We start from the raw sequence: 19,471 nt of genomic DNA, 5'->3' as shown, positions 1-19,471 counted from the left end.
AAAATACTAATAGGGATTAATGAGTATAAAAGAAATTGATATACATTCTGCACTTAAACAATACTTTGGTTTTTCTAAATTTAAAGGACTTCAAGAGAGTGTCATTAAAAGTGTTGTTGCTGGTGAGGATGTATTCGTTATAATGCCAACAGGTGGTGGGAAATCAATGTGTTATCAACTTCCTGCATTAATAAAAGAAGGTACAGCAATTATTGTTTCTCCTTTAATTGCCTTAATGAAAAATCAGGTTGACGCGATTAGAGGTATCTCTAATGAAGAAGGTGTCGCTCATGTTTTAAATTCATCATTAAATAAAACAGAGGTCAAACGTGTTAAAGAAGACATCACAAATGGTGTCACTAAGCTGCTTTATGTGGCTCCTGAATCTTTAACCAAGGAGGAACACGTTGAGTTTTTAAGAACGGTTACAATTTCATTTATGGCCGTAGATGAAGCACATTGTATTAGTGAATGGGGACATGACTTTAGGCCAGAGTATCGAAATCTCAGACATATTATAAAGCGTATTGGCGATAATATTCCAATTATTGGTCTAACAGCAACAGCAACACCTAAAGTTCAAGAGGATATTTTAAAAAGTCTTGATATTACTGGAGCTACTACATTTAAAGCCTCCTTTAACAGACCAAATTTATACTACGAAATACGTCCGAAGACCAAAAATGTCGATGCAGATATCATTCGTTTTGTAAAACAAAATGAAGGAAAATCAGGAATTGTATATTGTTTAAGTCGTAAACGTGTTGAAGAATTAGCGCAAGTACTTCAGGTTAATGGCATAAAAGCTGTGCCATATCATGCAGGTTTAGACCCTAAAACTCGTGTAAAACATCAGGATATGTTTCTTATGGAAGATGCCGATGTGGTTGTTGCCACAATTGCCTTCGGAATGGGAATAGATAAACCAGATGTACGATTTGTTATTCATCACGATATGCCTAAAAGTATCGAGAGTTATTACCAAGAAACTGGTCGTGCTGGACGTGATGGAGGTGAAGGACATTGTTTAGCGTATTACGCATATAAGGATATTGAAAAACTCGAGAAGTTCATGTCTGGAAAGCCAGTGGCTGAACAGGAGATCGGACAAGCATTACTTCAAGAAGTTGTTGCTTTTGCTGAAAGCTCAGTATCTAGACGAAAGTTTATTTTACATTATTTCGGTGAAGAGTTTGATAATGCAACTGGAGAAGGAGGCGATATGGACGATAATGTTCGTAATCCAAAAAAGCAACATGAAGCTAAAGAAGAAGTAAAGACACTTTTGGAAACCGTTGATAAAACCAATGAAAAATACAAGTCTAAAGATTTAGTCAATGTTTTAGTTGGAACGTCAAATGCCTTAATCTCTTCTCACAAAACAGATGCGCAACCGTTCTTCGGAATTGGAAAAGCTAAAGATAAGCGCTATTGGATGGCTTTAATTCGTCAAGTTCTAGTGGCTGGTTATTTAAAAAAGGACATCGAAACTTATGGTGTGTTAAGAATACCTGAAGCTGGTCATGAGTTTATAAAATCGCCAAAATCATTTATGATGACAGAAGACCATGTGTTTGATGAGGCTTCAGATGATGGGATAGTGACTGCAGCTAAAGGAGGAGGAGGCGTTGCCGATGAGAAATTAATGGGAATGCTTAAGGATCTTAGAAAGCGAAATGCTAAGAAATTGGGTGTGCCACCATTTGTTATTTTTCAGGATCCTTCATTAGAAGATATGGCTTTAAAGTATCCAATTACCATTGACGAACTGAGTAATGTTCATGGAGTTGGTGATGGAAAAGCAAAAAAATACGGTAAAGATTTTATCGCGCTTATTTCGAGATATGTCGAAGAAAATGATATCATGCGACCTGACGATTTTGTCGTTAAAAGTACAGGTTCAAATTCGGCTATCAAGTTGTATATTATTCAAAATGTAGATAGAAAACTTCGACTAGATGATATTGCTTCGTCTAAAGGTATGAGCATGGTTGATTTTATTAAAGAGATGGAAGCCATAGTCTTTTCTGGAACAAAACTCAATATCAATTACTGGATAGATGAAGTTTTAGACGAAGAGCAACAAGAAGAAATCCATGAATATTTTATGGAATCTGAAACGGATAAAATTTCTGATGCCATTGAAGAGTTTGATGGTGATTACGAAGAAGAAGAATTACGCCTGTATCGTATTAAGTTTATGAGCGAAGTTGCTAATTAGAATTTTTATTCTTCTTCATCACTTAACTCATATATAGAAAAGCTTAATTCGTGGTTTTTGCAAGTTAATATAAGCTGTTTAATGGCAGAACGATTTAGTTTAACGGCATCAGTTTCTTCTATTTGAAAGTCTATTTTCGAAATGCTTCTGTTGGAAACATTGGAGTGATCAGATTCTAATTCTAACATGTCTGAGTCTAATGCCAATTCAAAATCATGACCTACAATTTTAAGTTGAGCACCTTTCACAGTTTTTATATGAAATGTACCTACAATTACAGTCTGAAAAAAAAAGTAGCCTCCTAATTCGTTTAATCCTGAATACAGTACATTAGATTCAGAAATTGCAAAAGGATCATTTTCAATATCTGTGATAATAGCTTCAATGCCATCTTCAACGTGATTCTTATTAATAGCTTTAGCTTTTCCGAAAGCTGACTTTAATTTGGAAATAAAACTCATAACACAATTTTTGGTAAAATTACTTTTATTATGGAAGGGTACAAAATTATAAACCGTCACAATTTATATGACTCCAAATAAATATTTAAGTGATTTATAATTTCGTAAATCGCAATTCGTATATCATAAATCATTGTGTATCTTTGCACCTCAATTAAAATAAAACAACATGCAAGACGGTTTATACGCAAAATTTAATACAACAAAAGGCGAAATTTTAGTCGCTTTAGAATTTGAAAAAACACCAGGAACAGTTGGAAATTTCGTTGCTTTGGCAGAAGGTAATTTAGAAAATTCAGCAAAGCCTCAAGGTAATCCTTATTATGACGGATTGAAATTCCACAGAGTAATTCCAGATTTTATGATTCAAGGTGGTTGTCCTCAAGGTACTGGAACTGGAAATCCAGGATATAAGTTCGATGACGAATTTCATCCAGATTTAAAACATGATGCTCCAGGAATATTGTCCATGGCAAATGCTGGACCAGGAACGAATGGAAGTCAGTTTTTTATCACACATACTGAAACACCATGGTTAGATAATAATCATACTGTTTTTGGAAAAGTAGTTGAAGGACAAGAGGTTGTAGATGCAATTGCTCAAGGTGATGCTATTGAAACTTTAGAAATTTTAAGAGTTGGTGATGCTGCGGAAAAATTTAATGCTGTTGAAGCTTTTAGAACGTTTGAAGGCGCAAGAGAAAAGCGTGTTGCTGCTGAACGTGATGCTGCAAGAGCTGAATTAGATAAATTGGCTTCAGGATTTGAAGAAACAAAAAGCGGATTACGTTACCAGATCATTCAAAAAGGAAATGGTAAACCTGCTGAAGCTGGTAAAATGGTATCAGTACATTATAAAGGTCAGTTGGCAGACGGAACTGTTTTTGATTCCTCATATAAAAGAAATGCACCTTTAGATTTTCAAGTTGGTGTTGGTCAGGTGATTCCTGGTTGGGATGAAGGGATTTGCTTACTCAATGTAGGAGATAAAGCTCGTTTGGTAATTCCTAGTGATTTAGGTTATGGAGCTGCTGGAGCAGGAGGTGTGATTCCACCAAATGCTACTTTAGTTTTTGATGTAGAATTAATGGATGTGAAGTAAGCAGAGAACCAAGTTTTTTAAACTTGTGTGAATCGCTTATGCTGAACTAGTTTCAGTATCTCATCAAAAATGAGTTAAGATTATACAGAACCAAGTTTTTTAAACTTGTGTGAATCGCTTATGCTGAACTTGATTCAGTATCTTACTTTAAATAAAAGAAGAGGCTGTCTTAAAAGTGTCTAGAACTGTCATTTCGAGCGAAGTCGAGAAATCTATATTATTGATTTCTAAGACATTTCGACTGCGCTCAATGTGACAGATTTAAATAGATTGTACTTTTCATACAGCCTCTTTTATGTGATGAATTTAACGAAATCTAACGTAATACTAATTTACTTATAACATCTTTTCCTAAAGATTCATTGAGCATTTTTATAATTTTTTCCTTACCATAACTGAGTTCTTCACGTAATACACTTGAACTTAATTGTACATATAATGTGTCACGTTCTAAAACGATATTCGTTGTGTAATTATTGACACCGTTTCCCATCATTTTTGACCAGGCTTCTCTAACATTTACTTTGTCTAAGCCTGTTTGAAGATTATTTGCATCGACAAATTCTTTTAAAATATCACTAATCGGTAGATGCTCATTATTGCGTTTTGCCATATCAATCTTAATTAAACCTTACTCTAAATTCAAAGGCTCATATCTTTTATAAAGATACATATCTTTATTCGTATTCATAAGTAATAATTGATCTTTATTGGCATTTAAAACTGTTTCTTTCCAGTTGGCATAAGGTGTGGAGTACATCAAATGTAAACTGTCATTTTCTATTTTAATCGTTATACGTTCTTTGTCTGTTGAAGTTTCGTAAGTGCCAGATAAATTAGGTTTTAATTTGGTTCTGAATCCTGTCAAGCTATCAGTGATTTCAATATAATCTATCGTATCATTATACGTATATGATTTTTTTGAACCATCAGATAAAGTGACTTCTTCTATTTCCCAGTAACCACTTAAATGCGGCATTAGAGTTTCAGGATCTTTAGAGCAACTTAATAAAAAAAAAGAAAGGATGATTAAACAGATGTGTGTTCTATGCATATCTATAATTTAAAAATTTTATACGATTGATGAATTTGCTTGACGACATTTTCTGTACGTTCGGCATGTGTATCGCTAATAAATAATTGTCCGAAATCTTCATTGTCAACCAAACCAATAATTTGAGCGACGCGTTGTTCATCCAATTTATCAAAAATATCGTCTAAAAGCAGTAAAGGCGTTACACCACTTTGTTGTTTTACAAAATCGAACTGCGCTAGTTTTAAAGCAATTAAAAATGATTTTTGCTGACCTTGACTTCCGAATTTTTTAATAGGATGTGTTTCAATTTCAAAACTTAAATCATCTTTATGAATCCCAACACTGGTGTATTGTAAAGCCTTATCTTTATTGATACGTTGTAATAAGAGTGAACTTAAATCATCTTCGTATAAATCACTTTTATAGATGAGGTTGACCGATTCGTTATTATTACTTATGGCTTCATAACGTTTTTTGAAAATAGGAATGAAAGCCTCAAGAAATTCATGTCGTATCTTAAATATTTCAGAACCATACGTGTGCAACTGCTCATTGTAAACTTCTAAAGTTTGCTGATTAAATGTGTTGTTGAGTGCAAAATATTTCAATAAGGCATTGCGCTGAGACAGGACTTTATTGTAGTTTATTAAGTGGTTGAGATATACTTTATTGCTTTGAGAAATCACACTGTCAATAAACTTACGTCGTGTATCGCTGCCTTCGATAATTAAATCACGATCTGCTGGCGAAATGATAACTAAAGGAATAAAACCAATATGATCGCTAAATTTTTCATAAGCTTTCCCATTGCGCTTAATCATTTTTTTCTGTCCACGTTTAAGTGAAACAATAATCTTTTCAGTACGCTCATGCTTGTCAAAGATTCCATCTATCACAAAAAAATCAGCATCATGATTGATGTTTTGAGTCGCCACAGGATTAAAATAACTTTTCCCTAAAGATAGATGATATATAGCGTCTAAGACATTTGTCTTGCCAACACCATTGAAGCCTACAAAGCAATTAATCTTAGTGTCAAATTCAAAGTCTTGACTTTCAAAATTCTTATAATTGACCAAGCTTAGGGATTTTAAAATCATAAAACTAACTGAAATATTCGGGTTTAGGTTTAGTTGATAGTAAGAAGAAGTAAAAATAACAAATAATTTACCTTTTAAATCCCAATAAAAATTTTATTTTTGCGGGCACAAATATAGAATTATGGCAACTTATAAGAAAAGAGGTTACAAACCAAAAACAAAAGCTGAGAAGGTTGAAGCTATAGAGGAGAACTCAACAACTGCTGAAGTTTTTAATACCTTAGATGAAGGAGCTTCAAAAGCTGAAGACTGGGCTGTTAAGAATCAGAAGAACATTTTTATAATTGTAGGTCTTGCAGCTGCAATCGTATTAGGTTACTTAGGTTACAATAAATTTGTAGCAGAACCAAAAGCAGATGAAGCTATGAATGAAATGTTCACAGCTCAAAAGTATTTTGAAGAAGCTGTAAATGGAACTGCTAAAGATTCATTATATAATTTGTCTTTAACTGGTGGTGAAGGAAAATATGGGATGTTAGATATCATTAATGAATATGGTAGCACTCCTGCTGGTAACCTTGCAAACTATTACGCTGGAATGGCTTATTTAAACACGAAAGATTATACAAATGCAGTGAAGCACTTAAGTGATTTTAAAACGGATGATGCTGTTTTAGGTCCTGTATCTAAAGGTGCTATTGGTGATGCGTTTGTGCAATTAAATCAGCCTGAAGATGCTCTTGGATACTATGAAAAAGCGATTGCTGCTTCAACGAACGACTATACGACACCTATGTATTTGTTTAAAGCTGCTAATGTGGCTTTAGGTTTAGGGCAAGCTGATAAAGCTTTAGGATATTTCAAAAGAATAAAAGAAGAATTTTCAAGCGCTACCGAAGCTACCAATATTGATGTATTTATAGGAAGAGCAGAAGCAAAGAATTAATATGGCAACTGCAAACCATAACTTATCAAATTACGATAAAAACACAATCCCAAACGCGAAAGACTTTCGGTTTGGGATTGTTGTTTCAGAATGGAATGATACGGTAACCAACGGACTCTATAAAGGTGCTTTGGACGCCTTATTAGATTGCGGAGCACGTTCTGAGAATATTATTAAATGGGATGTTCCTGGTAGTTTTGAATTGATTTATGGCTCGAAAAAAATGATTTCTCAAAATGTAGATGTCGTTATCGCTATAGGTTGTGTCATTCAAGGCGAAACAAAACACTTCGATTTTGTCTGTGAAGGTGTTACTCAAGGTATCAAAGATTTAAATGTTACTACTAATACACCAGTTATCTTTTGTCTTCTAACAGATAATAACATGCAGCAATCTTTAGATCGCTCAGGCGGGAAACATGGTAATAAAGGTACAGAAGCTGCGATAGCTGCTATTAAAATGGCTGAGCTTAATAAAAAGTAAGATTTTTTCTCAATTAGTGAGTACTTAATTATTTCATAACTCTGCTAACTTTATACTTTAGAGTTGTTAACAATTTTTAGGACTCCAAAATCTATTTTTCCTTGTAAATTCAGTACTTTTGAAGTATAACATCTATTAGGTTTTGTAGTGAACTTATTTCAGCAACGCAAAAATAAACGCTTCAGTTACACACCTAGGCATCTTAGAGATTCTGATAGTAGTCTTGATGACAATATCAAGTCGCAATGGGAAACCGTTAGAAGTCGTGGTAAAAAAGGAAGTAAATCTTCTAATAAATTAATCTTGTTATTAATTGTTTTAGGAATGATAATTGCAGTTTGGTTAATTTTAAATCACTATGAAATATCATAATTATGGGAATTCTAAACACACGCAAGAACAAAAAATATAGCTATACACCTCGTTATTATAAAGGAGAAGGAAGTCCTTTTGAGCTTAAGCATAAGTTTGACGATTATCGGGTAACAGCAGGAAGTGATAAAGGGCTAAAGACTAAGCTTAATAATGCTTTAGACGATTATAAATATAATGAAGATCGATCTGGTGCTAACCGTCGAATTATGATTATTGTTGGTGTTTTGATATTAGCATTTTTGTTCATCATTGATTTTGATCTCTCTATTTTCTTTTCAGATCGCTAATGGCAGACATTATCCAACTTTTACCAGATCATGTTGCTAATCAAATTGCAGCAGGCGAAGTCGTACAGCGTCCGGCTTCAGTCGTTAAAGAGTTACTTGAAAACGCTATTGATGCTGAATCTACGCTTATAAAACTTATTGTTAAGGATGCTGGGAAAACCCTTATTCAGGTTATTGATGATGGAAAAGGAATGAGCGTTACCGATGCTCGTTTAAGCTTTGAACGTCATGCCACGTCTAAAATTCGTTCTGCTGAAGATTTATTCAGTTTACATACTAAAGGGTTTCGTGGTGAAGCGCTTGCAAGTATTGCGGCCATCGCTCATGTAGAACTTAAAACCAAACAGGAACAAGACGAACTAGGCACTCAAATTGAAATTGAAGGCAGTGAGGTGAAATCTCAGGAAGTGGTTGTTACGCCTAAAGGAACATCCATTTCTGTAAAGCATTTGTTTTTTAATATTCCTGCGCGACGCAATTTTTTAAAATCGAATAATGTAGAATTGCGACATATTATTGATGAATTTCATCGTGTGGCTTTAGCACATCCTGATATTGCATTTGTTATGGTTCATAACGGAAGCGAGAGTTTTAACCTTCCGAAGAGTAACTATAGACAACGCGTCGTAAATATTTTTGGTGGAAAAACGAATGAAAAACTCGTTCCTGTTGAAGAAGAAACTGAAGTTTTAAAAATTTCCGGATTTGTCGGAAAGCCTGAGTTTGCAAGGAAAACTAAAAATGAACAATTCTTTTTCGTCAATAATCGCTTCATTAAAAGTGCTTATTTAAATCATGCGATTAGTTCTGCTTTTGAAGGATTAATGAAAGATGGCAGTTATCCAAGTTATTTTTTAAACCTCATTGTAGATCCTAAAACGATTGATATTAATATTCATCCAACTAAAACGGAAATTAAGTTTGATGATGAGCATACCTTATACGCTATTTTGAGATCATCTGTAAAACATAGTTTAGGACAGTTTAATATTGCACCAGTTTTAGATTTTGATCGTGATAAAAACCTGGATACACCTTACCATTATGAAGGGAAACGGTCGTCTAATCCAACTATTGAAGTCAATCGGTCTTTCAATCCATTCCAACAGGAAAAATCACAAAGTAAGTCTGGTGGATTCTCAACATCTTATAAAAAAGAACCTGCTGCACAATGGGAAAGTTTGTATGTTGGATTAGAAAGTAAAGGCACCCAAACACATCAGGAGTTTAGTGAGGTTCAGTTCGAAAGTGAGCCAGAAAACCAATCGCTTTTTAATGAGAATGCCACCATAGAATCTTCGCAACGAACTTATCAGTTGCACAATAAATACATTATAAGTACGATTAAATCGGGTATGCTCATCATAGATCAGCATCGCGCACATCAACGTGTGCTTTATGAAGGTTTATTGAAGCATACAACTATAAAAGAAGCTGTAAGTCAGCAGTTGCTTTTTCCATTAGAATTACAGTTTTCGTCTTCTGAAATGGAATTGTTAAAGCAATTAAAAGAAGATTTAGAACACACAGGTTTTGTGTTTTCTAAATTTGAAGATAATCGTATTGAAATTACAGGAGTTCCTGTTAATGTACCAGAGAGTGAAGTGTCAATTATTTTAGAACAACTCATTAGTGATGTTGAACAAGAAGTACCAGATAGTAATTTTAGTGCCACAGATTTATTAGCCAAGTCACTGTCTAAAAGTCTGGCGATTAAAGCTGGTCAGGCTTTGACAAATATGGAACAGGAACATTTAGTGAATAGTTTATTTGCTTGTAAAGAACCTTCAGTTTCACCAACGAACAGAACGACATTTATTACAATGAGTGTTGATGATTTTGATAAAAAATTTATGTAATTAAATTATGATGAGAGGCATTACAGATACAGTAAAACATTTAATCATTATCAATGTGATAATGTTCGTTGGAACCTTAACGATAGGTACAGGAGAAGAGTTGTTTTACCAATGGTTTGCACTGCATTTTCCACAGAATGAGTTATTCAAACCTTGGCAAATAATCACACACATGTTTATGCATGGTGGTCCGATGCATATTTTATTTAACATGTTCGCTTTGTGGATGTTTGGTACTGCAGTTGAAACACAATTAGGATCAAAGAAGTTTTTGTTCTTATATATTTCAGCAGGATTAGGAGCTGTATTGTTTCAATTGGGATATTATTATTTTAATTATGTGCCGTTATATTCTGAGTTAATCTCAACAGGTTTAACTGAAAATGGAATTAATACAATGCTGAGTACAGGGCAAGTTCCTCAAGGTGTACCTGGGCTTAAGCAAAGTGTAGCTCAGGAAGCTTTTAATATTTATCACGCATCAATGGTTGGTGCATCAGGTTGTATTATGGGAATTTTAGCTGCTTTTGGTATGATGAATCCTGAAGCTAAACTCATGCTGATTTTCTTGCCTATTCCTATTAAAGCGAAGTATTTTATTCCTGGAATTATCTTATTAGATGTGATTTCAGCACTTACTGGTCAGTCGTTCTTTAGTCCGAGTAACACGGCTTACATGGCTCACGTTGGTGGTGCTTTGACTGGCTTTTTGATTATGTGGTATTGGAAAAAGAATCAGTTTAATCAAAATCGTTGGGATCGATGACCTCGTTAGGATACGATATTAAAGATAAGCTGAAGCGGCTTAATGTTTTTGAAAAAATTATCGCAGTTAATATTGTGGTCTTTTTTTTAGGCTTTTTGATTAAAGCGATTAATAATATTCCCAGAGAGCACTCATTGAAATGGCTTGAGTTGCCTAAAGATATTTCTGATTTTATTCTGAAACCATGGACCATCATTACCTACGGATTTACACATTATGATGTTATTCACCTGCTGTTTAACTTGGTGATCCTTTATTTTGTGTCTCGAAGTATGGTTAATTTATTTCCATCAAAGCAATCCTTAAGTATTTACTTTTTAGGAATTTTATCTGGTGGTTTGTTATATCTTTTGGTATATAATCTGATTCCGAAATCGATGTTGATGTCAGTTGGTCCTCTAGTTGGAGCTTCAGCAGGAGTGAATGCCTTACTGATTTTCTTGTGTGCGTATATGCCTGATCGGGAAACTAAATTTTTTGCCATCAGAATTAAATTATGGCATATCGGGTTAGCCATTGTTATCATAGATTTTATCGGTCTTTTCGGAATAAATCAAGGTGGAAAAGTAGCACATTTTGGAGGCACTATTTTAGGTTATTTTTACGCTAAACAATTATTTAAGGGTAACGATATTGGTTTAGGTTTTGGTAAGTTTATGGACAGCATTACATATCTCTTTAAATCGAAATCACCCTTAAAAACAGTATATAAAAGTAAAAAGAAACCATTTGCTGGTCATAATAAAGAACAGTTTAATGAGTTTAATAATCAGAAAAAAATTGACCTTATTCTTGATAAGATTAGTAAAAGTGGATATGAAAGTTTAACAAAAGAAGAAAAGGCATTTCTTTTTAAATCTGGTAAAGATTAGCTATTTATAAATGAAAAAACTTAGGGGTTTTGACAAGTTGATATTTGTCGTCAATTCATTGATGGCATTTGCCTTGTTATTGTCTTACGTTTTGCCCTTTATGGCTCCAAAACAATTTGCGTTTCTTTCTGTTTTGAGTTTAGCAGTTCCAGCTTTAATCATCATCAATATTTTGTTTGGAGTGTATTGGTTGCTCAATGTAAAGCGCCAACTTTTATTGTCCCTATTTGTTTTGGCTATAGGTTATACACACGTGTTTTCACTGTATAAATTTTCGTCTTCTAAAAATGTTGATGACAGTCAGAATATTTCAGTAATGAATTATAATGTACGGTTGTTTAATGTTTTCGACTGGATTAAAGATCAGAACGTCAAGCAGGATATTTCTAATTTTATTGCTGAAAAACAACCAGATATATTATGTATTCAAGAGTACAGACCTGATGCTGAGGTTAAACTTGAAGGGTATTTCAAGTATGAAGAGTTATCTGGAAAGCAAGTGAAAAATGGGCAAGCAATATTCACAAAATTTCCGATTGTGAACTCCGGTTCCATTGAGTTTCCAAATACATCTAATAATGCCATTTTTGCTGATGTTGTTAAAGGTGCAGATACCATTAGAATTTACAATGTGCATTTACAATCTTTAGGAATTGATCCAACGGTTGAAAAGTTAAAGAATGAAAATTCTGAAAACTTATTAAAGCGTGTCAGCAGTACGTTTAAAATGCAACAGTTTCAAACCGAACTTTTTTTAAAGCATAAGAAGGATTGTCCTTATAAAATGATTATTTGTGGAGACTTTAATAATACACCATATTCTTACGTGTATAAAGAAATTAAAGGCGATTTAAAAGACGCATTTAAACAAGCTGGAAATGGTTTCGGTCGGACATTTGATTTTAAATTCTTTCCGGTTAGAATCGACTTCGTACTTGTCGATGAAGGCTTTAAAGTTAATTCTTTCAAAACTTTCGATATTAAACTGTCAGATCATTATCCTGTAATGGCTAAGGTAAAACTGGAGAAGTAATGCTTTTTGTGAAAAAAATTTTGTCGTTGTTTATGTGTTCACTTGTTTAGCTAATCTAACAATTAACTACATCATCAAACAATCTGCAGCATCAGCAATGATGTGAATTACACAGCCAATTCCCAATATTCTCGTTTTCTTAATAAATGTAAGCAGTATATAAACACCAATAGCATAGTAGGAGTGTAGTGGATGAAAATTGATACTGCAACGATTAGGATCAAACATTGGTGTTGCTAATAGATGATCTAAATCGATAAGCATCGTGCTGAGCATAATGATAAGCGCGAATTTCCAATGCTTTTTAAAGCAGAGCAAGGCTACTATGAGAGGTCCAATAAAATGAATTCCGTAGTGAACAAAGGTTTGAAGCATTACAGATGTAGTTTTTGAGATTCCAGATATATAACTGAATTCGGGCCTTCATTAAATAGTAGATCCAGAATGCTTAAATTCTGAATGAAATCATGTTTGTCATCAAATACTTGGGCATAAGGTTTAAAATTTTGCTCTATTTCTTTTCTGCTATTTGCCAAAGCTCTTGCATCTAAGGTGTTGAGAGGTTCTTTTTCAAAAACCTGAGTGGTTTCATATTGAAAGGGTAGTTGTAAACATCCAAAAATGGCATCTAAACATTTGAAATTAAAGTCCATTATATTGTTGACTTCCATCTCAAATAAGGGTTTTAAGTCATCGATGTAAAACTCAAAAAATGGAGATGCACTGTAAGCAGATTCTAACGATTTTAAATGTAAATCTTGCCAGTTATTTATGTTCGAAATACTGACGTCTTTGTATAGTTGTCTGTTTTTCTGTGAGTAATGAACAGGGACATTTAAGTCTAATCTTCCATTTGCGCCATAAATTGTAGCTCGGTTTCTATAGGTCTGCTTCTGATAATTATCACAAACTTCAAAGATGAGTGTTTCGGCTTTTATCATCGCTACAAAGTGTGCAATACTCGGAAAGTATGTAGGATGGATTACGACTTTCATTTGTCTAGCTGAAGTTTAAAACAGAATTAGCTTTTCGCTTTTTTACGTTTTCGCCATGCATTAAATCCGAACCATCCAAATAACACTACAAGAAAAGGAATCAGGTATGATGTTGCTTTTCCGCTTCCACCAACGGTCGTAAACCAACGTTCCCAACGCGGATTTTTAATTCCGTCCCAACTCATCCAGATAAATACAGGTTTACCAACCACATGATCAAAAGGCACATAACCCCAAGCTCTAGCATCAATAGAATTATCTCTATTGTCTCCCATCATCCAGTAATAATTTTGATTAAACGTGTACGATGTTGCAGGACTTCCATTGATTATAATCTGATTGCCATTAACGCTAAGCGAATTGCCTTCATATTCAGTAATTAGTCGTTTGTAAAGTGGTAAAACATCCAAGTTCAAATCAATAGTTACACCTTCTTTGGGAATATAAATTGGTCCGAAGTTATCATAATTCCAAGGAAATTGAGGATCTCTAGGGAATAAATTTCCGTCAACACCTTTTGGAGTAGAACGTCTGGTAATACTAGCAAAATAAGGATTGTTTTTCGCCTTGGCAACAGATTCTTCAGTAGCCTGAACGACAATAGAACCCTCTTCTACTTGATACGGATTATCAGTGATGTCATAACGACGCAAGGCTTCATAAATTTGTTCACCAGTAAAATTACCTTTCAATTGAATGTCATAAGCGAACTGTAATTTTGCTCTGTCTGGTAATTGATTTTTCTTTCCGTTGATATAAACATAGCCATCTCTAATTTCTAGAGAATCTCCAGGAACACCTACACAGCGTTTCACCAGATTAGTTTTTTTGTCAATAGGTTTGTAGTAGTTACGATCTGGATTAAAATCATTCATATTCAGCAAAGTATCTGCTGGCTGATTAAAAACAACAATGTCGTTACGTTCAATGTTTTCAAAACCTGGTAATCGCATATATGGCAACTGCAGTTTGTTTTTCCAAGAACCTTTGCGTTCATCGTAGCGATCATCAAACAAGTAGGATTTTACATTAAGTTTTGGTATGGTATCGTGAACCATTGGAGCAGCAACAGTTGTCATTGGTATTCTAGCGCCATAGTGAAATTTGCTAACAAACAAAAAATCACCTACCAATAAGGATTTCTCTAAGGAAGAACTTGGAATCGTAAATGGCTGGATAAAATACGTATGAACAATAGTCGCAGCTACGATAGCAAATAAGATGGAGCTGACCCAATCGCCTGAGCTTGATTTAGGATGTAAATCTCTATTTTCAATATAGGTTACATCTGCTATATAGTTAAGATAAAAGTTATAGAAACCTAAAGTGATGATGGCAAGACAAGTATCCTGATAGGTATTCTTTCCAAAACTTCTCGCTGTTTCAACCCAAACAACAGGAAGCATAATAAGATTAACAATAGGAACAAATAATAAGATGGTCCACCACCAAGGTCTGTTAATGATTTTCATTAAGATTACCGAATTGTAAACGGGAACAAAAGCTTCCCAAGCTTGTCGTCCAGCTTTTACATAAAGTTTCCATGTTCCAAGTCCGTGAATAACCTGTATCACCAAGATGAAAATTAACCACTGTGTTATTGTCATAATATGTTATTTGTGTTGTTGGTTGGAAAAAATTTTAAAATGTTACTCATAAATTACAAATTAACCAATGTTTAACACATCTTTCATGGTGTAAACTCCGGTTTTATCATGAATCCATTCTGCAGCAATCACAGCACCAAGAGCAAAACCTTCTCTGCTATGCGCAGCATGTTTTATTGAAATGGTATCCACTTCAGATTCATAATTAATTTCATGTGTTCCAGGAACATTTTCAATTCGTTTTGCTAAAATACCAATCTCTTTTGGTTTAGGAGTCTCAAGCGTCCAATTTTTGTAATCCAACTGATTCATAATCTGTTCGGCAAGTGTAATTGCAGTTCCACTAGGTGCATCCAGTTTTTGAGTATGATGAATTTCTTCAATGTTCACATCATATTGCGGTAAACCTTTCATCAGTTTTGCCAGCGTTTTATTCACCTCAAAAAAGATGTTTACTCCTAAACTAAAATTAGATGCATATAAAAAAGTACCATTGTGTTGGTTACAAAGAGAAATAATATCATTGTATTTTTCTAGCCAGCCTGTAGTTCCGGAAATGACAGGTGTACGTTGTTTAATACATTGACTTATATTTTCAAAAGCAGTAGAAGGTAAGCTGAAATCTATAGCAATATCAACATTATCCAAAGTATAAATTTTTGTGTCTCTGGAAACTTTCAATACAATGTTGTGGCCTCTTTGAATAGCGATCTTTTCAATGGCTTTACCCATTTTTCCGTAGCCTAGCAACGCAATATTCATGGTTTAGAATTTAAAGTTTAGCGTGAGCCCTAAATCTGAAGAATTCTCCATCCGATTGTATTGAAAATGCGGCTTTATGGCTAAGTTTTCATCGACATTGTATTGCAGCAAATGTGCATCGACATTCGCATCTACAATATTCAATGCATAAAGACCAATGGTAATTAATAATGATAATTCTTTTTGGCGCTTAAGTGTTTGTTGGGCATTTATTAGACCATCATTACTTACTTGTGGAAACTCACCACTTGCAGCACTATTTCCTGCTAAACGTCGTTTGTACTCATCTCTGTAACGATCGTATTCTTTATCGTTAGTCACATAAAAATAAATCCCAGTACCAATGGCAGCATAAACGATTGGGATTTTCCAGTATTTCTTATTGTAAGCTTGTCCTAAACCAGGTAGTACGGCAGAATAAAATGCTGCTTTAGAAGGCGCAAGAATATTGATTGGCTTGCGTTGAATCGTGTCTGAAACGACCATAAGGTCTGTATCCACTTTGAGACTATCATTGTCTTTGGTGCTTTGAGCATAAGAAATACACCCAAAAAGCAGCAAAAGACCGATTATGTAAAGCTGCTTATTTGGCACTTTGCACGAGTTTTTTTATGCGGTTAAAATCTTCTTCAGAATGAAAGGGAATTGTAATTTGCCCTTTTCCATTCTTAGATACTTTAACGCTAATTTTATGTCCAAAGTATTCTGAAAACTCTTTGACTCCTTTTTTAATATATTTTGGAAGTTCTTCCTTTTTCTCAGGTTTAACTGTGTCGGTATTGTGAAAGTTTTTAACCAATTGCTCAGTCGCTCTCACCGATAATTTATCGGTTATGATTTTTTCATAAATATTCAGCTGAATACTTTGATCTTCAATATTGATAATGGCTCGACCGTGTCCCATAGTAATAAAACCATCTCGCATACCAGTTTGAATAATTGGGTCTAGTTTTAATAACCTAAGGTAATTAGCAATTGTAGAACGTTTTTTTCCGACGCGTTCACTCATTTGTTCTTGAGTAAGTTTAATTTCGTCAATTAAACGTTGGTATGACAGTGCAATTTCAATAGGATCAAGATCTTGTCTCTGGATGTTTTCCACCAAAGCCATTTCAAGAGATTCCTGGTCATTTGCAATACGTATGTATGCAGGAATGGTTTTTAAACCAATGAGTTTTGAAGCTCTAAAACGACGTTCACCAGAAACCAGTTGGAATTTATTAAATTCTAATTTTCTAACTGTAATTGGTTGTATAACACCTAATTCTTTTATTGAAGACGCTAACTCACGTAAGGTTTCTTCGTTAAAGTTGGTTCGAGGTTGAAACGGATTAATTTCAATAGCTTCAATATCAAGCTCTACAATGTTTCCAATAATGGTATCTGCATTTTTATCTTTCACAGAATTAATATCATTAGAAGGATCTTTCAGAAGTGCTGAGAGTCCTCTTCCTAAAGCTTGTTTTTTTGTTGCCTTCGCCATTATGCGTTCTTATTAATAATTTCTTTAGCCAAACTTAAATAATTTGAAGCACCTTTACTACTTACATCATATTTAATAATGCTTTCACCATAACTTGGAGCTTCACCTAAACGAACATTACGTTGTATTATGGTTTCAAAAACCATATTACTAAAGTGTTTTTGTACTTCTTCTACCACTTGATTTGATAACCGTAAACGTTGGTCATACATGGTGAGCAACATGCCTTCAATATCTAAATCTTTATTATGAATTTTTTGAACACTTTTAACAGTGTTTAATAACTTTCCAAGACCTTCAAGCGCAAAGTATTCACATTGAATAGGAATAATTACAGCATCTGAAGCAGTCAATGCATTTAATGTCAATAGTCCTAATGAAGGAGCACAATCAATTAGAATATAGTCGTAAGTTGATTTTAAATGTGAAATTGCTTTTTTGAGCATGTATTCACGTTCATCTTTATCGACTAATTCAATTTCAATAGCCACTAAATCAATATGAGCTGGAATGATATCAACATTGGGTGAATCGGTTTTTATTATACATTCTTCAGCACTGGCTGTGTGTTCTAATAATTGATATGAGCCAATCTCAACATGTTCCACATCAATCCCAAGACCAGAAGTTGCATTAGCTTGAGGATCTGCATCGATAAGCAATACTTTTTTTTCTAATACACCTAGAGAAGCAGCAAGGTTTACAGAGGTTGTTGTTTTACCAACACCGCCTTTTTGATTGGCAATTGCAATGATTTTACCCATTAAATGATTTGGTTTTTTATGAACTGTAAAAATACGATTATTTGCGACTATTGGAAATGGAAGTTGTTAACAGGTGTTAAACTAAAGAGCAAAGGTGTCAACTAAAAAAAACCATCTTAAATTTATATTAGATGGTTTTTTTAATGTTATAGAAGTCTTTAGTTAAGATTAATTACATAGCCTAGTTTGATTTGAAAATTATTTCCATAATCTTCAACTTTGCCAGGTATCTGGTAACTGTAATTGCTATATACGATTTCGAATAGGAATTTATTCTCACTTATAGTTATAAAACTACCAAGCTTAAACAGTATAGAAAATGTTTGATCTAATTCTCTATCAAAACGTTGCTCAGAAAATAAATCAATTATAGTGACCTCGTGTTGTAGCGTAAAGCCATATGAACTACCAATTCCAATATACGGACTAAATAATCCTTTTTTGTTGTAGAACGGTTGATAAATTGCAGCAATATATGGCTCAATTACACTGGCATCATGAATAACCGTTCTTGGTCCTGGGAAGTTTGATTTTTCATACGTGTATTCATCTTTTTTCTGATTATATTCAACACCTAAAAAGAATGAAATTTTATTCTTAGTGATATTAGGAGAATAGCTTAGATAAGCACTCAAGCTCAATCCAAAATCTCCACCATCAGTTTTATATCCACTCGTGCGAGCATCTTCGAAAGCAGCATAATTACCACCAGCTGTTATGCCTAGTTCTAATAAATTGATCGCAGGATCTTCAGAGTAATCATTAATAGGGTTGTTGTTACATTCATTGAGTTTAATAACAAATTCAGATAAGCTATTACGTCTGTAAACGACTGAATTTACATCAGCTTGTAATGACGGACAGTCTTTAGCATAGTAGCTTAAAATTCCTATGTAACTATTAATAGTGCTTTCAAAAACACCTTGATCTGTAGATTGTTCTATTTTTTTTACTTCCAGTTTTTTCAATCCATTGGTTTGGTTATGAATGTAGTATACTTTATTTAAGATTAACAAGGAAATGTCACCTTCAATGACATATTCATAAAAGGCAGATGGTGTATTGTTTTCAGATAGACTTGTAAACTTTCTAAATGGATCATTTAAGGTGTAGCCTTGAATGGTTTCAGATGTAAACATTGTTTCTTTTGCATCATCGCTTTGTTTGTATATAATATTGCTTTCTGAAACAACTTTTATTAAGCCGTTTACCTCTTCTTGATTGTTGGTAGTGTAGCTACCATTTTGAAATACATTCTGAGAAAACATACTGATTGTTAGCAGTACAGACAATAAAACTAATAGGCTTTTTTTCATGAGTTTTGATTAAAAATTTTAAGAAATAAAATTAATCATTTAAATGAGAATGATGACATAAA

At 33.8% G+C, this 19,471-nt stretch carries 22 protein-coding genes; 10 read left to right on the top strand and 12 right to left on the bottom strand.

The features are described from left to right. Window positions 1-19: 19 nt before the first annotated feature. Window positions 20-2,221: an ATP-dependent DNA helicase RecQ gene (locus TD18_RS08325; RefSeq protein ID WP_040251157.1), complete on the top strand. Its 2,202-nt coding sequence runs from the start codon at window positions 20-22 to the stop codon at window positions 2,219-2,221. Window positions 2,222-2,226: 5 nt separating this feature from the next. Here the strand turns inward: TD18_RS08325 and TD18_RS08320 are convergent, their stop codons facing one another. Beyond that, on the bottom strand, window positions 2,227-2,682 hold the full coding sequence (locus tag TD18_RS08320) for a hypothetical protein (RefSeq protein ID WP_040251154.1): 456 nt from the start codon (window positions 2,680-2,682) through the stop codon (window positions 2,227-2,229). Between the two features lie 169 nt (window positions 2,683-2,851). Here TD18_RS08320 and TD18_RS08315 point away from each other — a divergent pair, with 169 nt between their 5' ends. Further along, window positions 2,852-3,784: a peptidylprolyl isomerase gene (locus TD18_RS08315; protein ID WP_040251151.1), complete on the top strand. Its 933-nt coding sequence runs from the start codon at window positions 2,852-2,854 to the stop codon at window positions 3,782-3,784. Window positions 3,785-4,100: 316 nt separating this feature from the next. Here the strand turns inward: TD18_RS08315 and TD18_RS08310 are convergent, their stop codons facing one another. The 3 genes from TD18_RS08310 to recF are packed head-to-tail and all read right to left on the bottom strand — an operon-like array spanning window position 4,101 to window position 5,920. Continuing rightward, window positions 4,101-4,397, bottom strand: coding sequence for a DUF721 domain-containing protein (locus TD18_RS08310; RefSeq protein WP_040251149.1), 297 nt, complete (start codon window positions 4,395-4,397; stop codon window positions 4,101-4,103). An 18-nt stretch (window positions 4,398-4,415) separates the two neighbouring features. Continuing rightward, complete coding sequence (locus TD18_RS08305; RefSeq protein WP_040251147.1) at window positions 4,416-4,838, bottom strand: lipocalin family protein; 423 nt, start codon at window positions 4,836-4,838, stop codon at window positions 4,416-4,418. 2 nt (window positions 4,839-4,840) lie between these two features. Beyond that, window positions 4,841-5,920, bottom strand: coding sequence for a DNA replication/repair protein RecF (gene recF / locus TD18_RS08300; protein ID WP_040251144.1), 1,080 nt, complete (start codon window positions 5,918-5,920; stop codon window positions 4,841-4,843). A gap of 121 nt (window positions 5,921-6,041) precedes the next feature. Between recF and TD18_RS08295 the strand changes: the two genes are divergently transcribed. The 8 genes from TD18_RS08295 to TD18_RS08260 all read left to right on the top strand — a co-directional run bounded on the left by TD18_RS08295 (window position 6,042) and on the right by TD18_RS08260 (window position 12,482). After that, complete coding sequence (locus tag TD18_RS08295) at window positions 6,042-6,806, top strand: tetratricopeptide repeat protein (RefSeq protein WP_040251139.1); 765 nt, start codon at window positions 6,042-6,044, stop codon at window positions 6,804-6,806. A 1-nt stretch (window position 6,807) separates the two neighbouring features. Continuing rightward, window positions 6,808-7,290: a 6,7-dimethyl-8-ribityllumazine synthase gene (gene ribH, locus TD18_RS08290; RefSeq protein ID WP_040251135.1), complete on the top strand. Its 483-nt coding sequence runs from the start codon at window positions 6,808-6,810 to the stop codon at window positions 7,288-7,290. A gap of 147 nt (window positions 7,291-7,437) precedes the next feature. Continuing rightward, window positions 7,438-7,662: a hypothetical protein gene (locus TD18_RS08285; RefSeq protein ID WP_040251132.1), complete on the top strand. Its 225-nt coding sequence runs from the start codon at window positions 7,438-7,440 to the stop codon at window positions 7,660-7,662. Window positions 7,663-7,664: 2 nt separating this feature from the next. After that, entirely contained in the window at window positions 7,665-7,952 is a 288-nt protein-coding gene (locus TD18_RS08280) for a hypothetical protein (RefSeq protein WP_040251129.1), read from the top strand. After that, window positions 7,952-9,811: a DNA mismatch repair endonuclease MutL gene (mutL, locus tag TD18_RS08275; RefSeq protein WP_040251126.1), complete on the top strand. Its 1,860-nt coding sequence runs from the start codon at window positions 7,952-7,954 to the stop codon at window positions 9,809-9,811. The genes TD18_RS08280 and mutL overlap by 1 nt, the downstream gene beginning before the upstream one ends. A gap of 10 nt (window positions 9,812-9,821) precedes the next feature. Continuing rightward, complete coding sequence (locus TD18_RS08270) at window positions 9,822-10,577, top strand: rhomboid family intramembrane serine protease (RefSeq protein WP_040251123.1); 756 nt, start codon at window positions 9,822-9,824, stop codon at window positions 10,575-10,577. Next, window positions 10,574-11,449, top strand: a complete 876-nt coding sequence (locus TD18_RS08265; RefSeq protein ID WP_040251119.1) for a rhomboid family intramembrane serine protease — start codon at window positions 10,574-10,576, stop codon at window positions 11,447-11,449. The genes TD18_RS08270 and TD18_RS08265 overlap by 4 nt, the downstream gene beginning before the upstream one ends. Window positions 11,450-11,459: 10 nt before the next feature. Beyond that, window positions 11,460-12,482, top strand: a complete 1,023-nt coding sequence (locus tag TD18_RS08260; RefSeq protein ID WP_040251116.1) for an endonuclease/exonuclease/phosphatase family protein — start codon at window positions 11,460-11,462, stop codon at window positions 12,480-12,482. Window positions 12,483-12,548: 66 nt separating this feature from the next. Here the strand turns inward: TD18_RS08260 and TD18_RS08255 are convergent, their stop codons facing one another. From TD18_RS08255 to TD18_RS08220, 8 genes are all read right to left on the bottom strand, one after another. Continuing rightward, window positions 12,549-12,857: a DUF6122 family protein gene (locus TD18_RS08255; protein WP_040251113.1), complete on the bottom strand. Its 309-nt coding sequence runs from the start codon at window positions 12,855-12,857 to the stop codon at window positions 12,549-12,551. Further along, a complete protein-coding gene (locus TD18_RS08250) occupies window positions 12,857-13,477 on the bottom strand; it encodes a WbqC family protein (RefSeq protein WP_040251110.1) in 621 nt (206 codons plus the stop codon). The genes TD18_RS08255 and TD18_RS08250 overlap by 1 nt, the downstream gene beginning before the upstream one ends. A 26-nt stretch (window positions 13,478-13,503) precedes the next feature. Next, window positions 13,504-15,084, bottom strand: coding sequence for a signal peptidase I (gene lepB, locus TD18_RS08245; RefSeq protein ID WP_040251108.1), 1,581 nt, complete (start codon window positions 15,082-15,084; stop codon window positions 13,504-13,506). A 60-nt stretch (window positions 15,085-15,144) separates the two neighbouring features. Next, complete coding sequence (gene dapB, locus TD18_RS08240; protein ID WP_040251105.1) at window positions 15,145-15,846, bottom strand: 4-hydroxy-tetrahydrodipicolinate reductase; 702 nt, start codon at window positions 15,844-15,846, stop codon at window positions 15,145-15,147. Between the two features lie 3 nt (window positions 15,847-15,849). After that, window positions 15,850-16,440 (bottom strand): DUF5683 domain-containing protein, encoded by a 591-nt coding sequence (locus tag TD18_RS08235; protein WP_040251102.1) that lies wholly within the window; start codon window positions 16,438-16,440, stop codon window positions 15,850-15,852. Beyond that, window positions 16,430-17,329 (bottom strand): ParB/RepB/Spo0J family partition protein, encoded by a 900-nt coding sequence (locus tag TD18_RS08230; protein WP_040251099.1) that lies wholly within the window; start codon window positions 17,327-17,329, stop codon window positions 16,430-16,432. The genes TD18_RS08235 and TD18_RS08230 overlap by 11 nt, the downstream gene beginning before the upstream one ends. Next, complete coding sequence (locus tag TD18_RS08225) at window positions 17,329-18,093, bottom strand: ParA family protein (RefSeq protein ID WP_040251097.1); 765 nt, start codon at window positions 18,091-18,093, stop codon at window positions 17,329-17,331. The genes TD18_RS08230 and TD18_RS08225 overlap by 1 nt, the downstream gene beginning before the upstream one ends. A 158-nt stretch (window positions 18,094-18,251) precedes the next feature. Next, window positions 18,252-19,409, bottom strand: a complete 1,158-nt coding sequence (locus TD18_RS08220) for a hypothetical protein (protein WP_152611341.1) — start codon at window positions 19,407-19,409, stop codon at window positions 18,252-18,254. Between the last annotated feature and the right edge of the window lie 62 nt (window positions 19,410-19,471).

The organism is Psychroserpens mesophilus, from assembly GCF_000826645.1.
Taxonomy (GTDB): Bacteria; Bacteroidota; Bacteroidia; order Flavobacteriales; family Flavobacteriaceae; genus Psychroserpens; species Psychroserpens mesophilus.
The sequence above is the reverse complement of the archived record's forward strand: the minus strand, read 5'-3'. Positions and strand labels throughout refer to the sequence as shown.

Coding starts and splice junctions, on each gene's coding strand:
- dapB (WP_040251105.1), bottom strand. CDS start 15,846: ATGAATATTGCGTTGCTAGGCTACGGAAAAATGGGTAAAGCCATTGAA.
- TD18_RS08230 (WP_040251099.1), bottom strand. CDS start 17,329: ATGGCGAAGGCAACAAAAAAACAAGCTTTAGGAAGAGGACTCTCAGCA.
- ribH (WP_040251135.1), top strand. CDS start 6,808: ATGGCAACTGCAAACCATAACTTATCAAATTACGATAAAAACACAATC.
- TD18_RS08250 (WP_040251110.1), bottom strand. CDS start 13,477: ATGAAAGTCGTAATCCATCCTACATACTTTCCGAGTATTGCACACTTT.
- TD18_RS08225 (WP_040251097.1), bottom strand. CDS start 18,093: ATGGGTAAAATCATTGCAATTGCCAATCAAAAAGGCGGTGTTGGTAAA.
- TD18_RS08220 (WP_152611341.1), bottom strand. CDS start 19,409: ATGAAAAAAAGCCTATTAGTTTTATTGTCTGTACTGCTAACAATCAGT.
- TD18_RS08255 (WP_040251113.1), bottom strand. CDS start 12,857: ATGCTTCAAACCTTTGTTCACTACGGAATTCATTTTATTGGACCTCTC.
- TD18_RS08305 (WP_040251147.1), bottom strand. CDS start 4,838: ATGCATAGAACACACATCTGTTTAATCATCCTTTCTTTTTTTTTATTA.
- TD18_RS08265 (WP_040251119.1), top strand. CDS start 10,574: ATGACCTCGTTAGGATACGATATTAAAGATAAGCTGAAGCGGCTTAAT.
- lepB (WP_040251108.1), bottom strand. CDS start 15,084: ATGACAATAACACAGTGGTTAATTTTCATCTTGGTGATACAGGTTATT.
- TD18_RS08280 (WP_040251129.1), top strand. CDS start 7,665: ATGGGAATTCTAAACACACGCAAGAACAAAAAATATAGCTATACACCT.
- mutL (WP_040251126.1), top strand. CDS start 7,952: ATGGCAGACATTATCCAACTTTTACCAGATCATGTTGCTAATCAAATT.
- TD18_RS08260 (WP_040251116.1), top strand. CDS start 11,460: ATGAAAAAACTTAGGGGTTTTGACAAGTTGATATTTGTCGTCAATTCA.
- TD18_RS08295 (WP_040251139.1), top strand. CDS start 6,042: ATGGCAACTTATAAGAAAAGAGGTTACAAACCAAAAACAAAAGCTGAG.
- recF (WP_040251144.1), bottom strand. CDS start 5,920: ATGATTTTAAAATCCCTAAGCTTGGTCAATTATAAGAATTTTGAAAGT.
- TD18_RS08325 (WP_040251157.1), top strand. CDS start 20: ATGAGTATAAAAGAAATTGATATACATTCTGCACTTAAACAATACTTT.
- TD18_RS08315 (WP_040251151.1), top strand. CDS start 2,852: ATGCAAGACGGTTTATACGCAAAATTTAATACAACAAAAGGCGAAATT.
- TD18_RS08310 (WP_040251149.1), bottom strand. CDS start 4,397: ATGGCAAAACGCAATAATGAGCATCTACCGATTAGTGATATTTTAAAA.
- TD18_RS08320 (WP_040251154.1), bottom strand. CDS start 2,682: ATGAGTTTTATTTCCAAATTAAAGTCAGCTTTCGGAAAAGCTAAAGCT.
- TD18_RS08270 (WP_040251123.1), top strand. CDS start 9,822: ATGAGAGGCATTACAGATACAGTAAAACATTTAATCATTATCAATGTG.